Here is a 13,559-nt window from a genome sequence, read left to right as displayed (position 1 = left end):
TAAGGATGAATAACTGATAGGGGAAAAGATGAATAAGAGTGAATTGATTGAAGCAATGGCAAATGGCTCTGGCGTAACTAAAGCAGACGCTAGTCGGGTTCTCGATACTTTTATGACTGCTGTAACCGATGCATTGAAAAGTGGTGATCAAGTTGTATTGCCTGGTTTCGGCTCTTTTTCCACCGGTAACCGTTCTGCGCGAACTGGTAGAAATCCGCAGACTGGTGAAACTATAGAAATTAAAGCTTCCAGGGTTGCCAAGTTTAAAGCAGGTAAATCCTTAAAAGAAGCTGTACAGGAAGCGTAAGTTTTCCGGGTGCTTAGCTCAGCTGGGAGAGCATCGCCCTTACAAGGCGAGGGTCGCAGGTTCGATCCCTGCAGCACCCACCAAGAATTGGAGTGGTAGTTCAGTTGGTTAGAATACCGGCCTGTCACGCCGGGGGTCGCGGGTTCGAGTCCCGTCCACTCCGCCATATATAACGCGCCGTATGGCGCGTTTTTTTTACCAGCCATATAATAAAAATCTTTTCATGGATTATCAGACCTGGGCAAGGTGGCGGTAATAATTTCAGGGCTTTAAGCATTTATAACAGAAGAATCAAAAGACGCATTTAGAATAAGGTGAAATTCTTAGGAATGTTACCCTAATTATGGAATTCCAAATATGTTGCAGAAGCTGAATGAACGCATACAGGGGCTAGTAGCCTGGATAGTCATAATTCTTATTGCTATTACCTTTACTCTCTTTGGAGTAGACTACTATATGCAGTCTCACCAAACCTCTAATGCCGAAGTTGATGTTAATGGGGTAGGGATTAGTAAACAGGCATTTGAAATTAACTACAGACGGGCTCGCCAGCAACGCGATCCTTCTCAAATAACAGCAGCCAGCGAACAGGCTTTAAAGAAGCAGGTGCTGGAAGACATGATTGTTAATGAGGTAAGCTTACAAGCTGCCAGAGTGAATGGTTTTGAGGTTAACCTTGAGCAAGCCAATGCTGCTATCCTGAGTATCCCTCAATTTCAGGAGGATGGCCATTTTTCTGCCGAACGTTACAGGCAGGCGCTTAGCGGAGCGATGTTTACCCCTGAATCTTTTCAAAAAGAAGTCAGACAGGGCATGCTGCTTAATCAGCAGCGTTTTGCTTTTATTGGTACTGCTTTCGCCTTACCGAATGAAATCAAGCGTTTTGTAAAACTCTATATGCAGACGCGGGACTATGATTATTTACAAATTCCTGTATCGATGTTTATAGATAAGGTTAAGATTTCTGAAGAAGCAATTAATAATTACTATCAAAATCACCCTAAGGAATTTATAGCGCCTGAAAAGGTGTCTATTGATTATGTCCGTTTATCAATGGGGCAAATCAGGGATGCGATTAAAGTCAATGAAGAAGAGATAAAACGTTTTTATGAAGATAATCAGAGTAATTTCCTTACTCCAGCTCAATGGCAGGTAGCCCATATTCTTTTTGCTGTCCCTGAAGACGCTTCAACAGAACAACAAAATCAAATAAGACAAAAAGCTCAGGAAGCTTATGAAGTATTACAAAGCAATCCTGCGCAATTCAATGAATGGGTTAAAACCAGATCAGATGACAAATTATCTGTTGCAAGTGGTGGTGTATTACCCTGGTTGGTTGCCGGACAGACTGAATTTGACAAAGCCTTGGCAAATTTGACCGTACCTGGTCAAATATCGCCGCCTGTAAGATCAAGCCATGGTTTTGAAATTTTTAAATTGATTGACTATAGACCTGCAAAATTAAAACCATTAGCTGATGTTCAATCTGAAATTAAAGAGCAGTTACTCACTGAACTTTCACAAGCTCGATATACTCGAACCCTGGAACAGTTGAGCGACTTAAGTTACCAGACTCCTGATTCATTGGAACCTGTTGCTGATGCACTAAAATTAACCATCCAGCATACAGCACCTTTTTCACGTCAGGGAGGGGACAGTGAGCTTACCAGGAACAAGCAGGTGTTAAGTGCAGTGTTTAGCCATGATGTCTTGGAATTGGGCAATAATAGCGAGCCAATCCAGTTAGATAACGACAGTGTGATTGTACTGCGGGTTAATCAACGTATTCCTGCAGCTGAAAAATCACTGGTCGAGGTGAGGGATTATATTAGTAGAAAATTAGCAATCCAAGAAGCAGAAAAACAGGCTAGGCAATTAGGAACCGATTTCCTGGCTACCAGAGAAAATGCGGTTGATTCCCAGGAAAAATTATTGCGGGCAAAACAGTTGCAATGGCAGGAAGTAATACAAGCCACCCGTGATACTGACAAGGTGGATGTGGCAATCAATGATTTGGCTTTTAGTTTGGCGCGGACAAGTAGTAGTGATGGACGCAGCTTAACAAATGGCGATTATGTCATTGTTCGTTTGAAAAAAATTAATGATGGCCAGTTTAAACTGCTTGATAAAGAGCAACAGGCGAGTATTGCCCAGCAGATTGAAGCGAATTATGGTCTGATGGATTATGATCTTTATGTCAAGAATTTATTAGCAGGGGCCAAGATAGATAAACATTAGCCAGGGAGTGGTCAAGTGACGCGATTAAAACTGCGGTTGGTGTTAATTAATGGTAGCCCGGATCAAGCGTCAGTGAAATCCGGGGGCATGACTTTATTATCAGCTCCGATCCCAATTTCGCTGATGCTCTATACAGACTACAACTTTTGCTGATCAAATGTTTAAATGCTCAATGACGACAGCTCGTTTTTAAAATCTCTTATGCGGTTGCCTTACCCTTCGCATTCTCTCGGCTATCCTTCAAAATCATCTTATGATAGCCTAGCTGTTTAATCGATGATACATATACTAAAAGAATTAACGATGCAAAGAAGGATGTTCAAATACCAACCGTTATTTATCTCTTTTTTTCTATTTACAAGCTTTCTTCTATTAATGCGTTTGCTGGTTTGTAATCAGACATTGGGTTTGGACGAAGCGGAACAAATTGTTTTTGCGCAACAATTGTCAGCAGGTTATCCTTCCCAACCTCCTCTCTATACATGGTTGCAACACTTTATTTTTCAGCTTTTAGGGACAAGCTTATTTAGCATTGCATTGCTGAAATACAGTTTGATTTTTTTAGCCATTTATTTTTATCATCTGCTATGCCGGCTGTATTGCAAGAGCTCGCTTCTGGCTTGGTGTGCTACGCTTTCATGGGCTCTTATTCCAAGTATTGGTTACGATCTGTTGCCGCATCGGACACATGTGATCCTGGCGTTACTAACAGCTTGTCTTACCTGGTATTGGTTTATTAGGCCATCCGATTTGCCCAAAGCCCTTTGGTATGCTGTATTTGGATTGATTATTGGTGCAGGCTTACTTTCCAAATTTAATTATTTGATATTTTTAGCTGTTTTCCTGATGACAACACTGACAGTCAAAGAATATCGTATTAGATTGCTGCAGCCTTCTTTAATAATCACCCTTATCGTTGCGTTATTGTCCTCTGGTGTCTACTGGTGGTGGCTTATCAACAACCTGCAGGTGGGACTATACGCCTCCTATAAGCTGGTATTGCCTGGTAAGGGGCAGTGGAGTGGCATTATTCATTTGCTGGAAGCCATTTTTAGTTTTGTTATCCCTCTGATCATTATCAAACTGTTTTTCCCCCTTTCCCATCGAAAGGGTTTTGCTGATGCAAAACATCAATTGCTTTTACGCTACCACCTCTTGGTACTGCCCTTGATTGTGGTGGGTATGGTCGGTGGTGGTGTTCATAACTTTAAGTCCCACTGGATCTTGCCGCTCTTGTTCCTTTCACCGCTATGGTTGTTTAGCTTTGCCAATGAACGAACTTTTTCCGTGCAGAAGGCGAAATCTTATGCAAGTATCTGTTTGATCGTTCAGGCGGTACTGATTTGTCTGTGGGTCGGGCGCTCTCCCTATCTGGCTCAATTTCCCCTACAGCAGTTGATTACCAGAATTAAAAACGAACAACAACCCGTTGCAGTAATTATTTCTGATTCCCATTGGTTATTGGGTAGTCTGATGTTGCGTTTATCAATCAATGAGGGTGTCCTGATGCATCCGGCAAAACCTGCCATTTTACCTGCAGGCGAACTTTTAGTTGCATGGGAAGGGGAGCAATTACCACAGTGGGTTAACAATACGGTAAGTGCGCAATCGCTAACAAATACGATAACAACAGCTAACCAGAAAGCGGCTATAAGTTATGCTTATCGATTGGAAAAGCCAGAAACGACTGCTTTATTACACTAATTTCTTATGGCTAAAGGATTATGACGGAACTTGCTGAAATTAAACAATTAAGTGTCGCTTTTGAAAGCCCGCAGAAGACCATACTGGCTGTTGATGATGTGAGCTTTTCCTTGCAGCCGGGACAAACATTGGCTTTGCTGGGTGAGTCAGGTTGTGGAAAATCATTGACCTCTCTTGCTTTAATGAGGCTTTTACCTGCTCGTGGTGTCTATGGGAAGTTAAGCCAGGTGAATATCGAAGGACAAGATCTGTTGCTGTTGCCTGAGTCAATTATGCGCACTTTGCGTGGCCGCCGGTTGGCAATGATTTTCCAGGAGCCGATGACCGCGCTAAACCCTGTACTGAGTATTGGCGAGCAACTGGCGGAAGCGTTGCCAAAAAGCCAAAAGAAAAACGCCAAACAGCTGGAAGAGAACCTGTTAGCTTTATTGACGGAAGTAGAAATTCCCAATCCTCATCTGCGTCTTCGTCAATACCCTCATCAATTGTCAGGTGGACAGAAACAGCGAATAGTCATTGCGATGGCCTTAGCTGGAAAACCAGAAATATTGATTGCCGATGAACCGACCACTGCCCTGGATGTCACCATTCAGGCACAGATTTTAACCTTGCTTGGAAAATTACAACTGCAACACCAAATGAGCATGTTGTTAATTACCCATGATTTGGGGGTAGTCAAAGAAGCAGCTGATCAGGTTTGTGTGATGTATGCTGGACAGGTGGTGGAACAGGCTTCTGTAGGCGAATTTTTCTCAAAAGTAAAGCATCCTTATTCGCAACAATTGTTGGCTTCCTTACCCGGCTTTGAGAAACGGCATCAAAAGTTACAAACTATTGGGGGCACTGTCCCAACTTTAGATGCTTTACCATCCGGTTGCCGTTTCCATCCACGTTGTGCGCATGCCTTTTCTGTTTGTGATAAGGTTGAGCCTCAGCTACAAACAATCCAGACCCGTACAGTACGTTGTCATCTCTATCCAGAGCTTAGTGAACCGCCGCCATTATCTATTGAGGAAGAAAGTTGGCAGGTGGCAGAGGAAATATCCCTGGAACCTTTACTCAGTGTAAAAAATCTCGCTGTTTATTTTACGACTAAAAGAGGATTATTTAAGTCTAATGAGGTAATCAAGGCAGTTGATGATTTATCGCTCACCCTTTATAAAGGTAAAACTCTGGCATTGGTGGGAGAATCTGGATGCGGTAAAACTACGGCAAGCAGGGCATTGTTGCGCTTACAACCCATCACCGCAGGTGAGATAATCTATCGGGGGAAAAACGTTAGGACACTGAGAGGAGTAGCTTTGCGAAATTACCGCAAGAAGGTGCAAATTATCTTTCAGGATCCATTTTCTTCAATGAACCCAAGGATGACTGTCGCTGAAATTTTAGCTGAAGGCATGCGGGCTCAGGGATTCAGTTCAAACCTTATCAGGCAGAAGCAGCACCGACTCCTGGAGCAGGTGAGTTTACCCCGCAATAGCCTCTCTCGTTATCCACACCAGTTTTCAGGAGGACAACGGCAGCGGATCTGCATTGCCCGAGCGCTTGCTACTGAGCCAGAGTTGCTGATTTGTGATGAGCCTACCAGCGCATTGGATATCTCGGTGCAGGCACAGATCCTTAATTTGCTTAAAGACCTTCAACAAGAGTCCGGTTTATCCTATTTATTTATTACCCATAATATGGCTGTTGTCTCTTATATCGCTGACGAGGTGCTTGTCATGCGTGAAGGAAAGATAGTGGAAGCAGGCAGCTGCGAACAAATTATGCACTCTCCTGTGCAGGCTTATACACGTCAATTATTAGCCAGTGTCCTGGAAGTCTAGCATTTCCCGGTTATTTTGTTGGGCTTTGCAGACCAACCTGCCTGTTCACATAGTTGCTGCAATCGACTGATGCTCTTCCTTGATATCTTTAATATGCTTATGGATCTCTTCAACCTCTGTTTCAAATTGCTTAAGTTTGGCTTGCAGCGAGTTGCGATAAGTTGCTTCCTGTTCTGGCTTACTCCTTGGAGTAAACCGCTCCTTACCTTTCTGAATCAGTTTGGTTAAATCGTCATATTGTCCTTGCTTGTTTTCCATTGGAGCCTGTTGATAAGTTGTGAAGGCTTGTTTCAGCTCCCTTAAATATGTCTCCCGTGCGTCGTGGTCTGGTTGATATTCAGGATCAAAACAACGAAAAGTCAATGCGGCAATTGAACGAACCAGATCCTTAAACCAAAAGGTTTTTTGACGCTCCTGCAGATAGTTATAAAAGAGGCCGCCCAGTTCATTGGTGTTGCCAAAATAAGTTTCACCTGCCTTGTTGGCGGCTTGTGCGAAGGCTTGCTGATGGTACATTTCTTCTGGATGTTTTTTTGACTCTTCGTCAGGAGAATATATCTCTTCAATTATAGAAAGTTTGACTTGGGCTTTGGAAATTTCATCCAGCAATTTTTTTATTTCAACCTCTTTATATTCGCAAGGTCGAATCAGTTCATTAAGCGAAGCTATTACTGGACTGTCTTCAAATTCTCTGATTTCAGCGTAACGTTCTCTTATTGTTTTAAGTGAGTGAGGGTGTTTAGGGTCGCGCGAATCATGATATTTCTTAATCAGTCGTTTATGACCCTCCAGAATCAGAGCTAATTCTTCTAATAGATCTTTTTTATCAAGCTGAGCAAAGAATTGTTCTCCGTTTTCATCTTCGGGAGTATGCCTTGTCTGAAATGAGTGAACTCTTTTTTCATAGTCTGATATGGATTGAAGTTCTTCCTGATTTTCAAAGAGGAGTGTTTGTACTGCAGGATGCTGATTAGAACGAATTTTCTTCAGGGAGCCTGCCAACTCGCTTTGTGAGAACTCATTAATCTCTTGCTGTAATTGCCTTCTTGCCAACACCATATGAGGATGAAGTCCCTGAATTCTATCAGCAAATGCAGCATATTTTTTCTTTAATTCAAGTAGATTATCGTAATCCCTTATTGCCGTTTTTACTGTGACAAGAGCGCTTATTGTCGAATCCAGCTCATCATGTTTTAACTTGACCTGGGCATTTTCACTGGAGACAGTCTCCTCAAGTATGGGGGCTGCTTTTTTCTCAAGGGTTGCAATTGTTTGGATCAAGGCTGTTCTGGTTTGAGGCTCCTTGTTTTCAAATCCTTTTGTGTCTTCTAATAATGCAGCCGCTTCTGCCTGTATTCCAGAAAGCGCCTTAATTTGAGGTAATGCGGTTTGTTTATCAGCAATTACTTCCTGCAGTTCTTGGTAGTGCTTATCGAGTTCCGAGGTTTTATCCTTTAGCTGTGAAAATTCCGCAGAGGGTTGTTGTTTCACTGAAGCAAATTTTTCCTCCAGCCTGCGAATATGGCCTTTGCAATCATCGAGTAAGGACGCAATTGTAGCGAATCTGCCTACCTTGGCGGTTAACAAATGATTCAGATTTTCCAACTCTGTTTGATAGTTACCTATAGTTTCTAATAGTCTCTGATTTCCTATCTCAGATAGTTCGCTAAAATTTTTCTCGAAGAGGCTAGCGCTTTTTTGCAAGTTATCCAGAACATATTTAAGTTGAAGATTATCAAGGGTTAACCTCGCTTGAAGGAGTTCTATTTCATGGCGATGGTGAGCCGTTTCGGCCTCATTCAATCTTTGGCTCAAGGCTTGGGCGCGGGAATCCCATCCTTCCAGCTCTTTTTGCTTTCGTTGTTCCAGGAGAACCTGCTTCTTGTTTAGCTCCTCTAATTCGCTTTCCAGGCGATTTTTTTCATCTTTGGCATGTTCACTGAAGCCATTCAGAAAGAAAAGGGAATCTTCATTTACTTCCAAACCTTTATATTTTTTTATCGATCTTATATTAGCTTCTGGTTCTAACTCTAACTCAATCAGCTTAAGTTTTTGTTCAATCATATTGATGAGGCCTGGTAAAGAGGATACCTTCTCATACCCGAAAGAAGACCGGCTAAGTCTGACTATATTAGTAAAATTGAACCCACCCAGGGATTTGGCATTTTGCGTGGTTATAAATGCTTCATCGATAAGGGATTTGCCTTCTTCTGAAGGTTCGAGGTATTTCTCCAGCTGTTCTTTCGATAGGGAATCAGGGACATCTAGTTTTCTTTGCTGATTTTCTTCTTCCAGGATCTGTTTAAATGTTGCCAATTGGTTCTGGGCTGTAGCTAAAAAAAGTTTACGGAGTTCTGCGCTGTTAATAGTTTTTGAATGTCGATCAATGGCTTTTTGAGTTTCTGAAATTTTATTGGCCGTTGCTGAAAGTGCAGTTTTAGTACTTTCGGTAATTGCTTTCTTTGCCGCGGTATATTCCTCGTTAAATAGTTGTGCCTGAAATTTTGCTCCTATCAGGTTAGCAGAGGTTTTCTGTGTTCTTTTAAATGCATCAGTTACTTCTTGTCCAGTATTTCGGAGCATATTTTGCCGGGAAGCATCATCCAAACTTGATAGTTCTTCTTTATAAAGGCGTATTTTAACATCGACAGTTTTGATTAATTTTTCTATAGCCTCGTGTTTTTCTTCCGCTTCCTTGATTTTAGAAAATAATTTTTCTTTAGCGTCTTGCTGGGCTTTCTGAAAAGGAGGCTTGAAGGGGACTGCATCAGGGATGGGGTATAGTTGCTCAAAATCTTTGTAAGAGGAGTCTAATTTCTTTTTATCATCTTCCAGTCCTTGCTGGTATTCTTGTAAAGCTTTTTTTGCCTGCTCGCAAGTACTAATATTTTGATTCAACGTTCTTTGTTTATTTTCATTATCTAGAACAGCCTGCAAGTCAAGGTTTAATTCCCACTCAGGATAGTTGCCTGTGATGAAAGAGGAATCTTTAATTTGAGCTTGGATGGTACCGGTGTCTTCCAAAGAGCTAACATACTTATGTATGTCATCAGCAATTGCTTTCTCAATGTGTGCTGAAAGTCGCTCTTTCAGTTCTTGAATCATAGCGACTATATTTTTAGCATCGTCGATATCCCTATGTCCTTTCCTAGACAAGGTACGGAGTGCCTTAGCAGCTTCTTCCAATATGCACGGTTGTTCACTATTATTATAAAGAGTTAGCCACTCTTCTAATACCTTAGTATTTGGCTTTAAAATCAGACGAGACATGAAAGATGAGATTTGAATAGTTTCTGGCAAGTTCAGTGTTATATTATCTTTGTGCCACTGCTCTGCAAATTCTTCAAACGGCTTTAGAGTCTTTTGAACGTCATTTATCATCCTTTGCAGTATTTCTATGTGCTCACCGAGTTTTCTTACTTGCCGCATCAATTCTTCTTTACCGCTGGCCAACTCTTCTTCAAGTTGCCGATTAACTTCATGAGATACTTTCGGTAAAGTGAAAGATGCTTCATTTATTTGTTTAGCTAAAGGAGCAATTTCTTCATTCCATATTTTTTTTCTCGCTAATGTAGTTTGATAATGCTTGATATTCTCAGGTGTATGGGTTGCATAGACTTCCATGCGAAAGTCCAGGAGATTTTTCATGAGCATAAGAGTGTTTACAACGCCCGCTCTCTCTCCTTCACTAAGGAAATCAAAGATATTCTCTGGGGTGTGACCTCCGTTTAATGTTATTACTTCTTTAATTTGCTCCTTATTGAGATGCAAAGTGGTCTTATCCTTACGCTCAATATTGCTTATTTTTTCTTCAAATAGATCGAAATTATTAATTTCTACAGTTTCACATACCTCATCAGACTTAATATAATAGAGTTTCCTAGTATCGTCTTTTGTGATAAATATATAGCTGTTTTTATATTCTGCGGGAGTATTAGGTAATTCGGACACCAAATGGAGGTCACACCCCTCTGATTGCTCTATTACTGTATCCAAAAAAATCCCAAGAGCCTGACCTACCTCATAAGTTCTTTGGTCTACTATTTTAGGCACCCAGGTTGCTTCTTCCAAATAGTTGAAATTTCTTCTAAGGCTAAGTAATGAACCCCCATTTGTCAAAGCGAAACTACCTCGTGCAAATTTGCTATTAGTTTCCTTAGGGTAATTTTTTTCAAGCTTAAGGCTAAGATCAGCAATGTTCCATACTGCCTGAAGCACTTTTTGCGGATAGTCGGAGTCAGCAGGGTTAACATAGGTATTGGGTGCAGGTTTCTCGATATAACCTTCTAATATTTCAGGATTAGCAAAGGTTTTCTTTGCCTCATCGGGATTGAAGCCTGCGTCATTGTATTCCATGGAACGGCCTTGAACTTTTTCAATATCCGTTTTTAACTTTTCCAAGGCCTCTGCAAATAATCCCATTTTTTACCCTCTTGCTAATATTGACTGCTGGATAGACAGCAATTATCAACAAATATTGATTATTTAGTATAATCTTTGCAGATTAACTAAACATTAACAGGTTAACTTGCTATCAATTATTTTTTATTTGCAATAGTCTAATGACAGCTCGTATGGCGCTGTTTAAGACGTCTTAATCATAGTAACCACAGGACCACCATGATTAAGATAATGCCTAATAGCTTCTGGCGCTCAATTGATTCTGGAGTCAGATAAATAAATTATAAACAAAATTGTCCAGATCGGCTAAGGGGATGGTGCTGTTTTCTTTTTTATTTCTTGCCTTGTATTCAACTGCATTCTGCTCAAGGTTTCGTTCGCTGATAACCAGGCGATGCGGTATGCCAATGAGATCACTGTCAGCAAATAAAACTCCCGGGCGTTCATTGCGATCGTCAAGAAGGACATCAATCCCTTGGGTAATGAATTGCTGGTAAAGTGTTTCAGCAGTTTCTTTGACCAGTTGAGAACGATGGCTGTTAATCGGAATAATGACCAGTTGGAATGGCGCAATACTCAGGGGCCATATAATGCCCTGTTCATCATGGTGTTGTTCAATAGCTGCTGCAACAACGCGGCTAATACCCAATCCATAACAACCCATGAGCATTGTTTGCAGCTGTCCTTGCTCATTAATGACTGCTGCATTCATGGCATGAGCATATTTATCGCCCAGCTGAAAGACATGGCCAACCTCAATACCGCGGCAGGACTGTAATTTGCCTTTTCCATCCGGACTTGGGTCGCCTTCTTTAACATTACGCAGATCCCAGGCATCCTGGTATGTGGCATCCCTGTCCCAGGCTGCATGCATATAATGCTTATCGGCCTGATTGGCACCGCAAATAAAACTGGGCATTGCCAGTGCCTGATGGTCCGCAATAACGGGTATGCCAAGCTCAACAGGCCCTAAAGAACCCACAGGTGCTTTTAAAGTTTGCAAGATAATTTCTTCATTGGCAAAGCATAAAGGCGATTTTACCAGAGGATTTTTTTCGGCCTTCACGGTATTTAACTCATCATCGCCACGTAGTACCAAAGCAATCAGGGGATGTTCGATACCTTCTACGATCAATGTTTTTACAGTCTGCTTGCTATCAACTTTAAGAAAATTAGCCACATCAGTAATGGTTTTTTGCCCAGGCGTATGGATCAGGGTCATTGTTTCCTGAGGTAGGTTATCTGCCCTGGCAGGCAACAGGCTGGTGGCCTGTTCAATGTTGGCCGCATAACTGCTGCTGTCGCTATAAAAAATTAAATCTTCACCCGAATCAGCCAGGACTTGAAACTCATGGGAGGCTGAACCGCCAATTGCACCGGTATCTGCTTCCACTGCCCGATAACGTAAGCCTAGGCGGTCGAAAATACGGCAATAGGCTTGATACATGCTGTCATAGGTTTCCTGTAAGGATTCCTGGCTAAGGTGGAAAGAATAAGCATCTTTCATAATAAATTCGCGTGCCCTCATCACCCCGAAACGTGGCCTGATTTCATCACGGAACTTGGTTTGTATCTGGTAGAAATTGGCAGGCAACTGCTTATAAGATTGTAATTCATGGCGCATCAGATCGGTAATCACTTCCTCATGGGTGGGACCAAAGCAATAATCACGATGATTGCTGTCACGCATTTTGAGTAATTGACCGCCAAAGGTTTCCCAGCGACCGGTTTCCTGCCATAATTCGGCAGGTTGAACGGCAGGCATCAGCACTTCCATCGCCTGTGTAAGATTCATTTCTTCACGCACAATTTGTTCAACTTTGCGTAAGACCTTAAGGCCCAGCGGTAGCCAGGTGTAAAGACCTGAACCAAGTTTGCGGATCATGCCTGCTCTTAACATAAGTTGATGGGAAACAATTTCTGCATCATTAGGTGTTTCTTTAAGGGTGGCCAATAACCATTGAGAGGCGCGCATACTTGCTCCTGATAAGTTACATAAACAGCTTGTAAAACCCGCATTTACTCCAAGACAGGCGGGCAAGTTTTAAAAAAGTCTATTATATACTTCAATGGTCAGTAGACAAGATGGATTTTTAAAGAGAGGCTCTGTACATGACAGGTTATAATTAAACTCTTATTATTTTTAATCGTATTCACCAGTAATTGAGTAACTCAAATCGATTAAGGAAAGAGTCAATGAATACCATTGCTTTAATCCAGACCTTTTGCAAGGTGGCCCAATATCGTAGTTTTACCGCAGCTGCCAGACAACTTTCTGTTTCTGCTGCTGCAGTCAGTAAGCAAATCAGCCTACTGGAGGCTGAACTGGGAGCGAGTTTATTTGAGCGAACGACCCGTAAAGTGGTTTTGACATCGGTTGGTGAAGCCTATTACCAAGAGGTTCAAAGTGTTTTGCAGGCTCTGGAGCAGGCTAACAGTGTGGTTATGGCTTCTCAGGCCAAGCCTCAAGGGGTATTGCGTGTGAAAAGCGCTCGTTTTTTTGCTGAAAAAATTATTCTTCCTCGTATGCCGGAATTTTATGCCAGGTATCCTGAGGTTATTCTGGATTTACAAATTGCTGAGCAGGTTCCTCATTTACTGGATGAGGGGCTTGATGTGGTATTTGGCATGTCAATGCAGGTGGCCTCGAATTCAATTCAAAAGAAAATTACCACTACACGTTATGTATTTTGTGCTTCACCTGAATACCTAAGCCGTTTTGGTCATCCTGCACATCCGGCTGATTTAAATAAGCATCGGTATTTAACGCACAGCATGCGACAGCCTGATAATCGCTGGACATTTGCTTCAGGCGAAACCGTTTATCTGGAGCCTGTTCTTTATGTGAATGATGCGGCAGCCCTGTCTGATAGTGCCTGCCGAGGGTTGGGTATTGTGGCATTGCACCATTATCAGGTAGCAGAGGTATTGGCTCGTGGTGAATTGATCGAGTTATTCTCCGGTTTAGCCATGCCTGTTATACCGGTTTATCTTTTTTACCATCCTGCCCGATTTATTCAACCCAAAGTTCGGGTGTGGATTGAAGTGATGTCTGCTAATTTAAGTCCTTTTATGTAAGGTAC

At 41.9% G+C, this 13,559-nt stretch carries 7 protein-coding genes and 2 tRNA genes; 7 read left to right on the top strand and 2 right to left on the bottom strand.

What is annotated here, in order from left to right:
* The first annotated feature begins 28 nt into the window (after positions 1 to 28).
* From E1O65_RS01235 to E1O65_RS01210, 6 genes are all read left to right on the top strand, one after another.
* Complete coding sequence (locus E1O65_RS01235; protein ID WP_133131781.1) at positions 29 to 307, top strand: HU family DNA-binding protein; 279 nt, start codon at positions 29 to 31, stop codon at positions 305 to 307.
* Between the two features lie 7 nt (positions 308 to 314).
* Positions 315 to 390 (top strand) — tRNA-Val (locus tag E1O65_RS01230).
* A gap of 6 nt (positions 391 to 396) precedes the next feature.
* Positions 397 to 473 (top strand) — tRNA-Asp (locus E1O65_RS01225).
* A 191-nt stretch (positions 474 to 664) separates the two neighbouring features.
* Positions 665 to 2,545: a SurA N-terminal domain-containing protein gene (locus tag E1O65_RS01220; RefSeq protein WP_133131780.1), complete on the top strand. Its 1,881-nt coding sequence runs from the start codon at positions 665 to 667 to the stop codon at positions 2,543 to 2,545.
* Positions 2,546 to 2,848: 303 nt separating this feature from the next.
* A complete protein-coding gene (locus E1O65_RS01215; protein WP_165474869.1) occupies positions 2,849 to 4,249 on the top strand; it encodes a glycosyltransferase family 39 protein in 1,401 nt (466 codons plus the stop codon).
* A 20-nt stretch (positions 4,250 to 4,269) separates the two neighbouring features.
* Positions 4,270 to 6,075, top strand: coding sequence for an ABC transporter ATP-binding protein (locus E1O65_RS01210; protein WP_133131778.1), 1,806 nt, complete (start codon positions 4,270 to 4,272; stop codon positions 6,073 to 6,075).
* A gap of 45 nt (positions 6,076 to 6,120) precedes the next feature.
* On the opposite strand, the gene E1O65_RS01205 is transcribed toward E1O65_RS01210, so the two are convergent.
* The gene (locus tag E1O65_RS01205; protein ID WP_133131777.1) at positions 6,121 to 10,497 is read right to left on the bottom strand and encodes a hypothetical protein; all 4,377 of its coding nucleotides are present in this window, start codon (positions 10,495 to 10,497) and stop codon (positions 6,121 to 6,123) included.
* 247 nt (positions 10,498 to 10,744) lie between these two features.
* Positions 10,745 to 12,451: a proline--tRNA ligase gene (locus E1O65_RS01200; protein ID WP_133131776.1), complete on the bottom strand. Its 1,707-nt coding sequence runs from the start codon at positions 12,449 to 12,451 to the stop codon at positions 10,745 to 10,747.
* Positions 12,452 to 12,672: 221 nt separating this feature from the next.
* On the opposite strand from E1O65_RS01200, the gene E1O65_RS01195 reads away from it, so the two are divergent.
* The gene (locus tag E1O65_RS01195; RefSeq protein WP_133131775.1) at positions 12,673 to 13,554 is read left to right on the top strand and encodes a LysR family transcriptional regulator; all 882 of its coding nucleotides are present in this window, start codon (positions 12,673 to 12,675) and stop codon (positions 13,552 to 13,554) included.
* The last annotated feature ends 5 nt before the right edge of the window (positions 13,555 to 13,559 follow it).

It is taken from the genome of Legionella sp. W10-070, from assembly GCF_900640175.1.
Lineage (GTDB): Bacteria > Pseudomonadota > Gammaproteobacteria > Legionellales > Legionellaceae > Tatlockia.
Note: the sequence above shows the minus strand (reverse complement) of the source record. Positions and strands in the feature narration are given on the sequence as shown.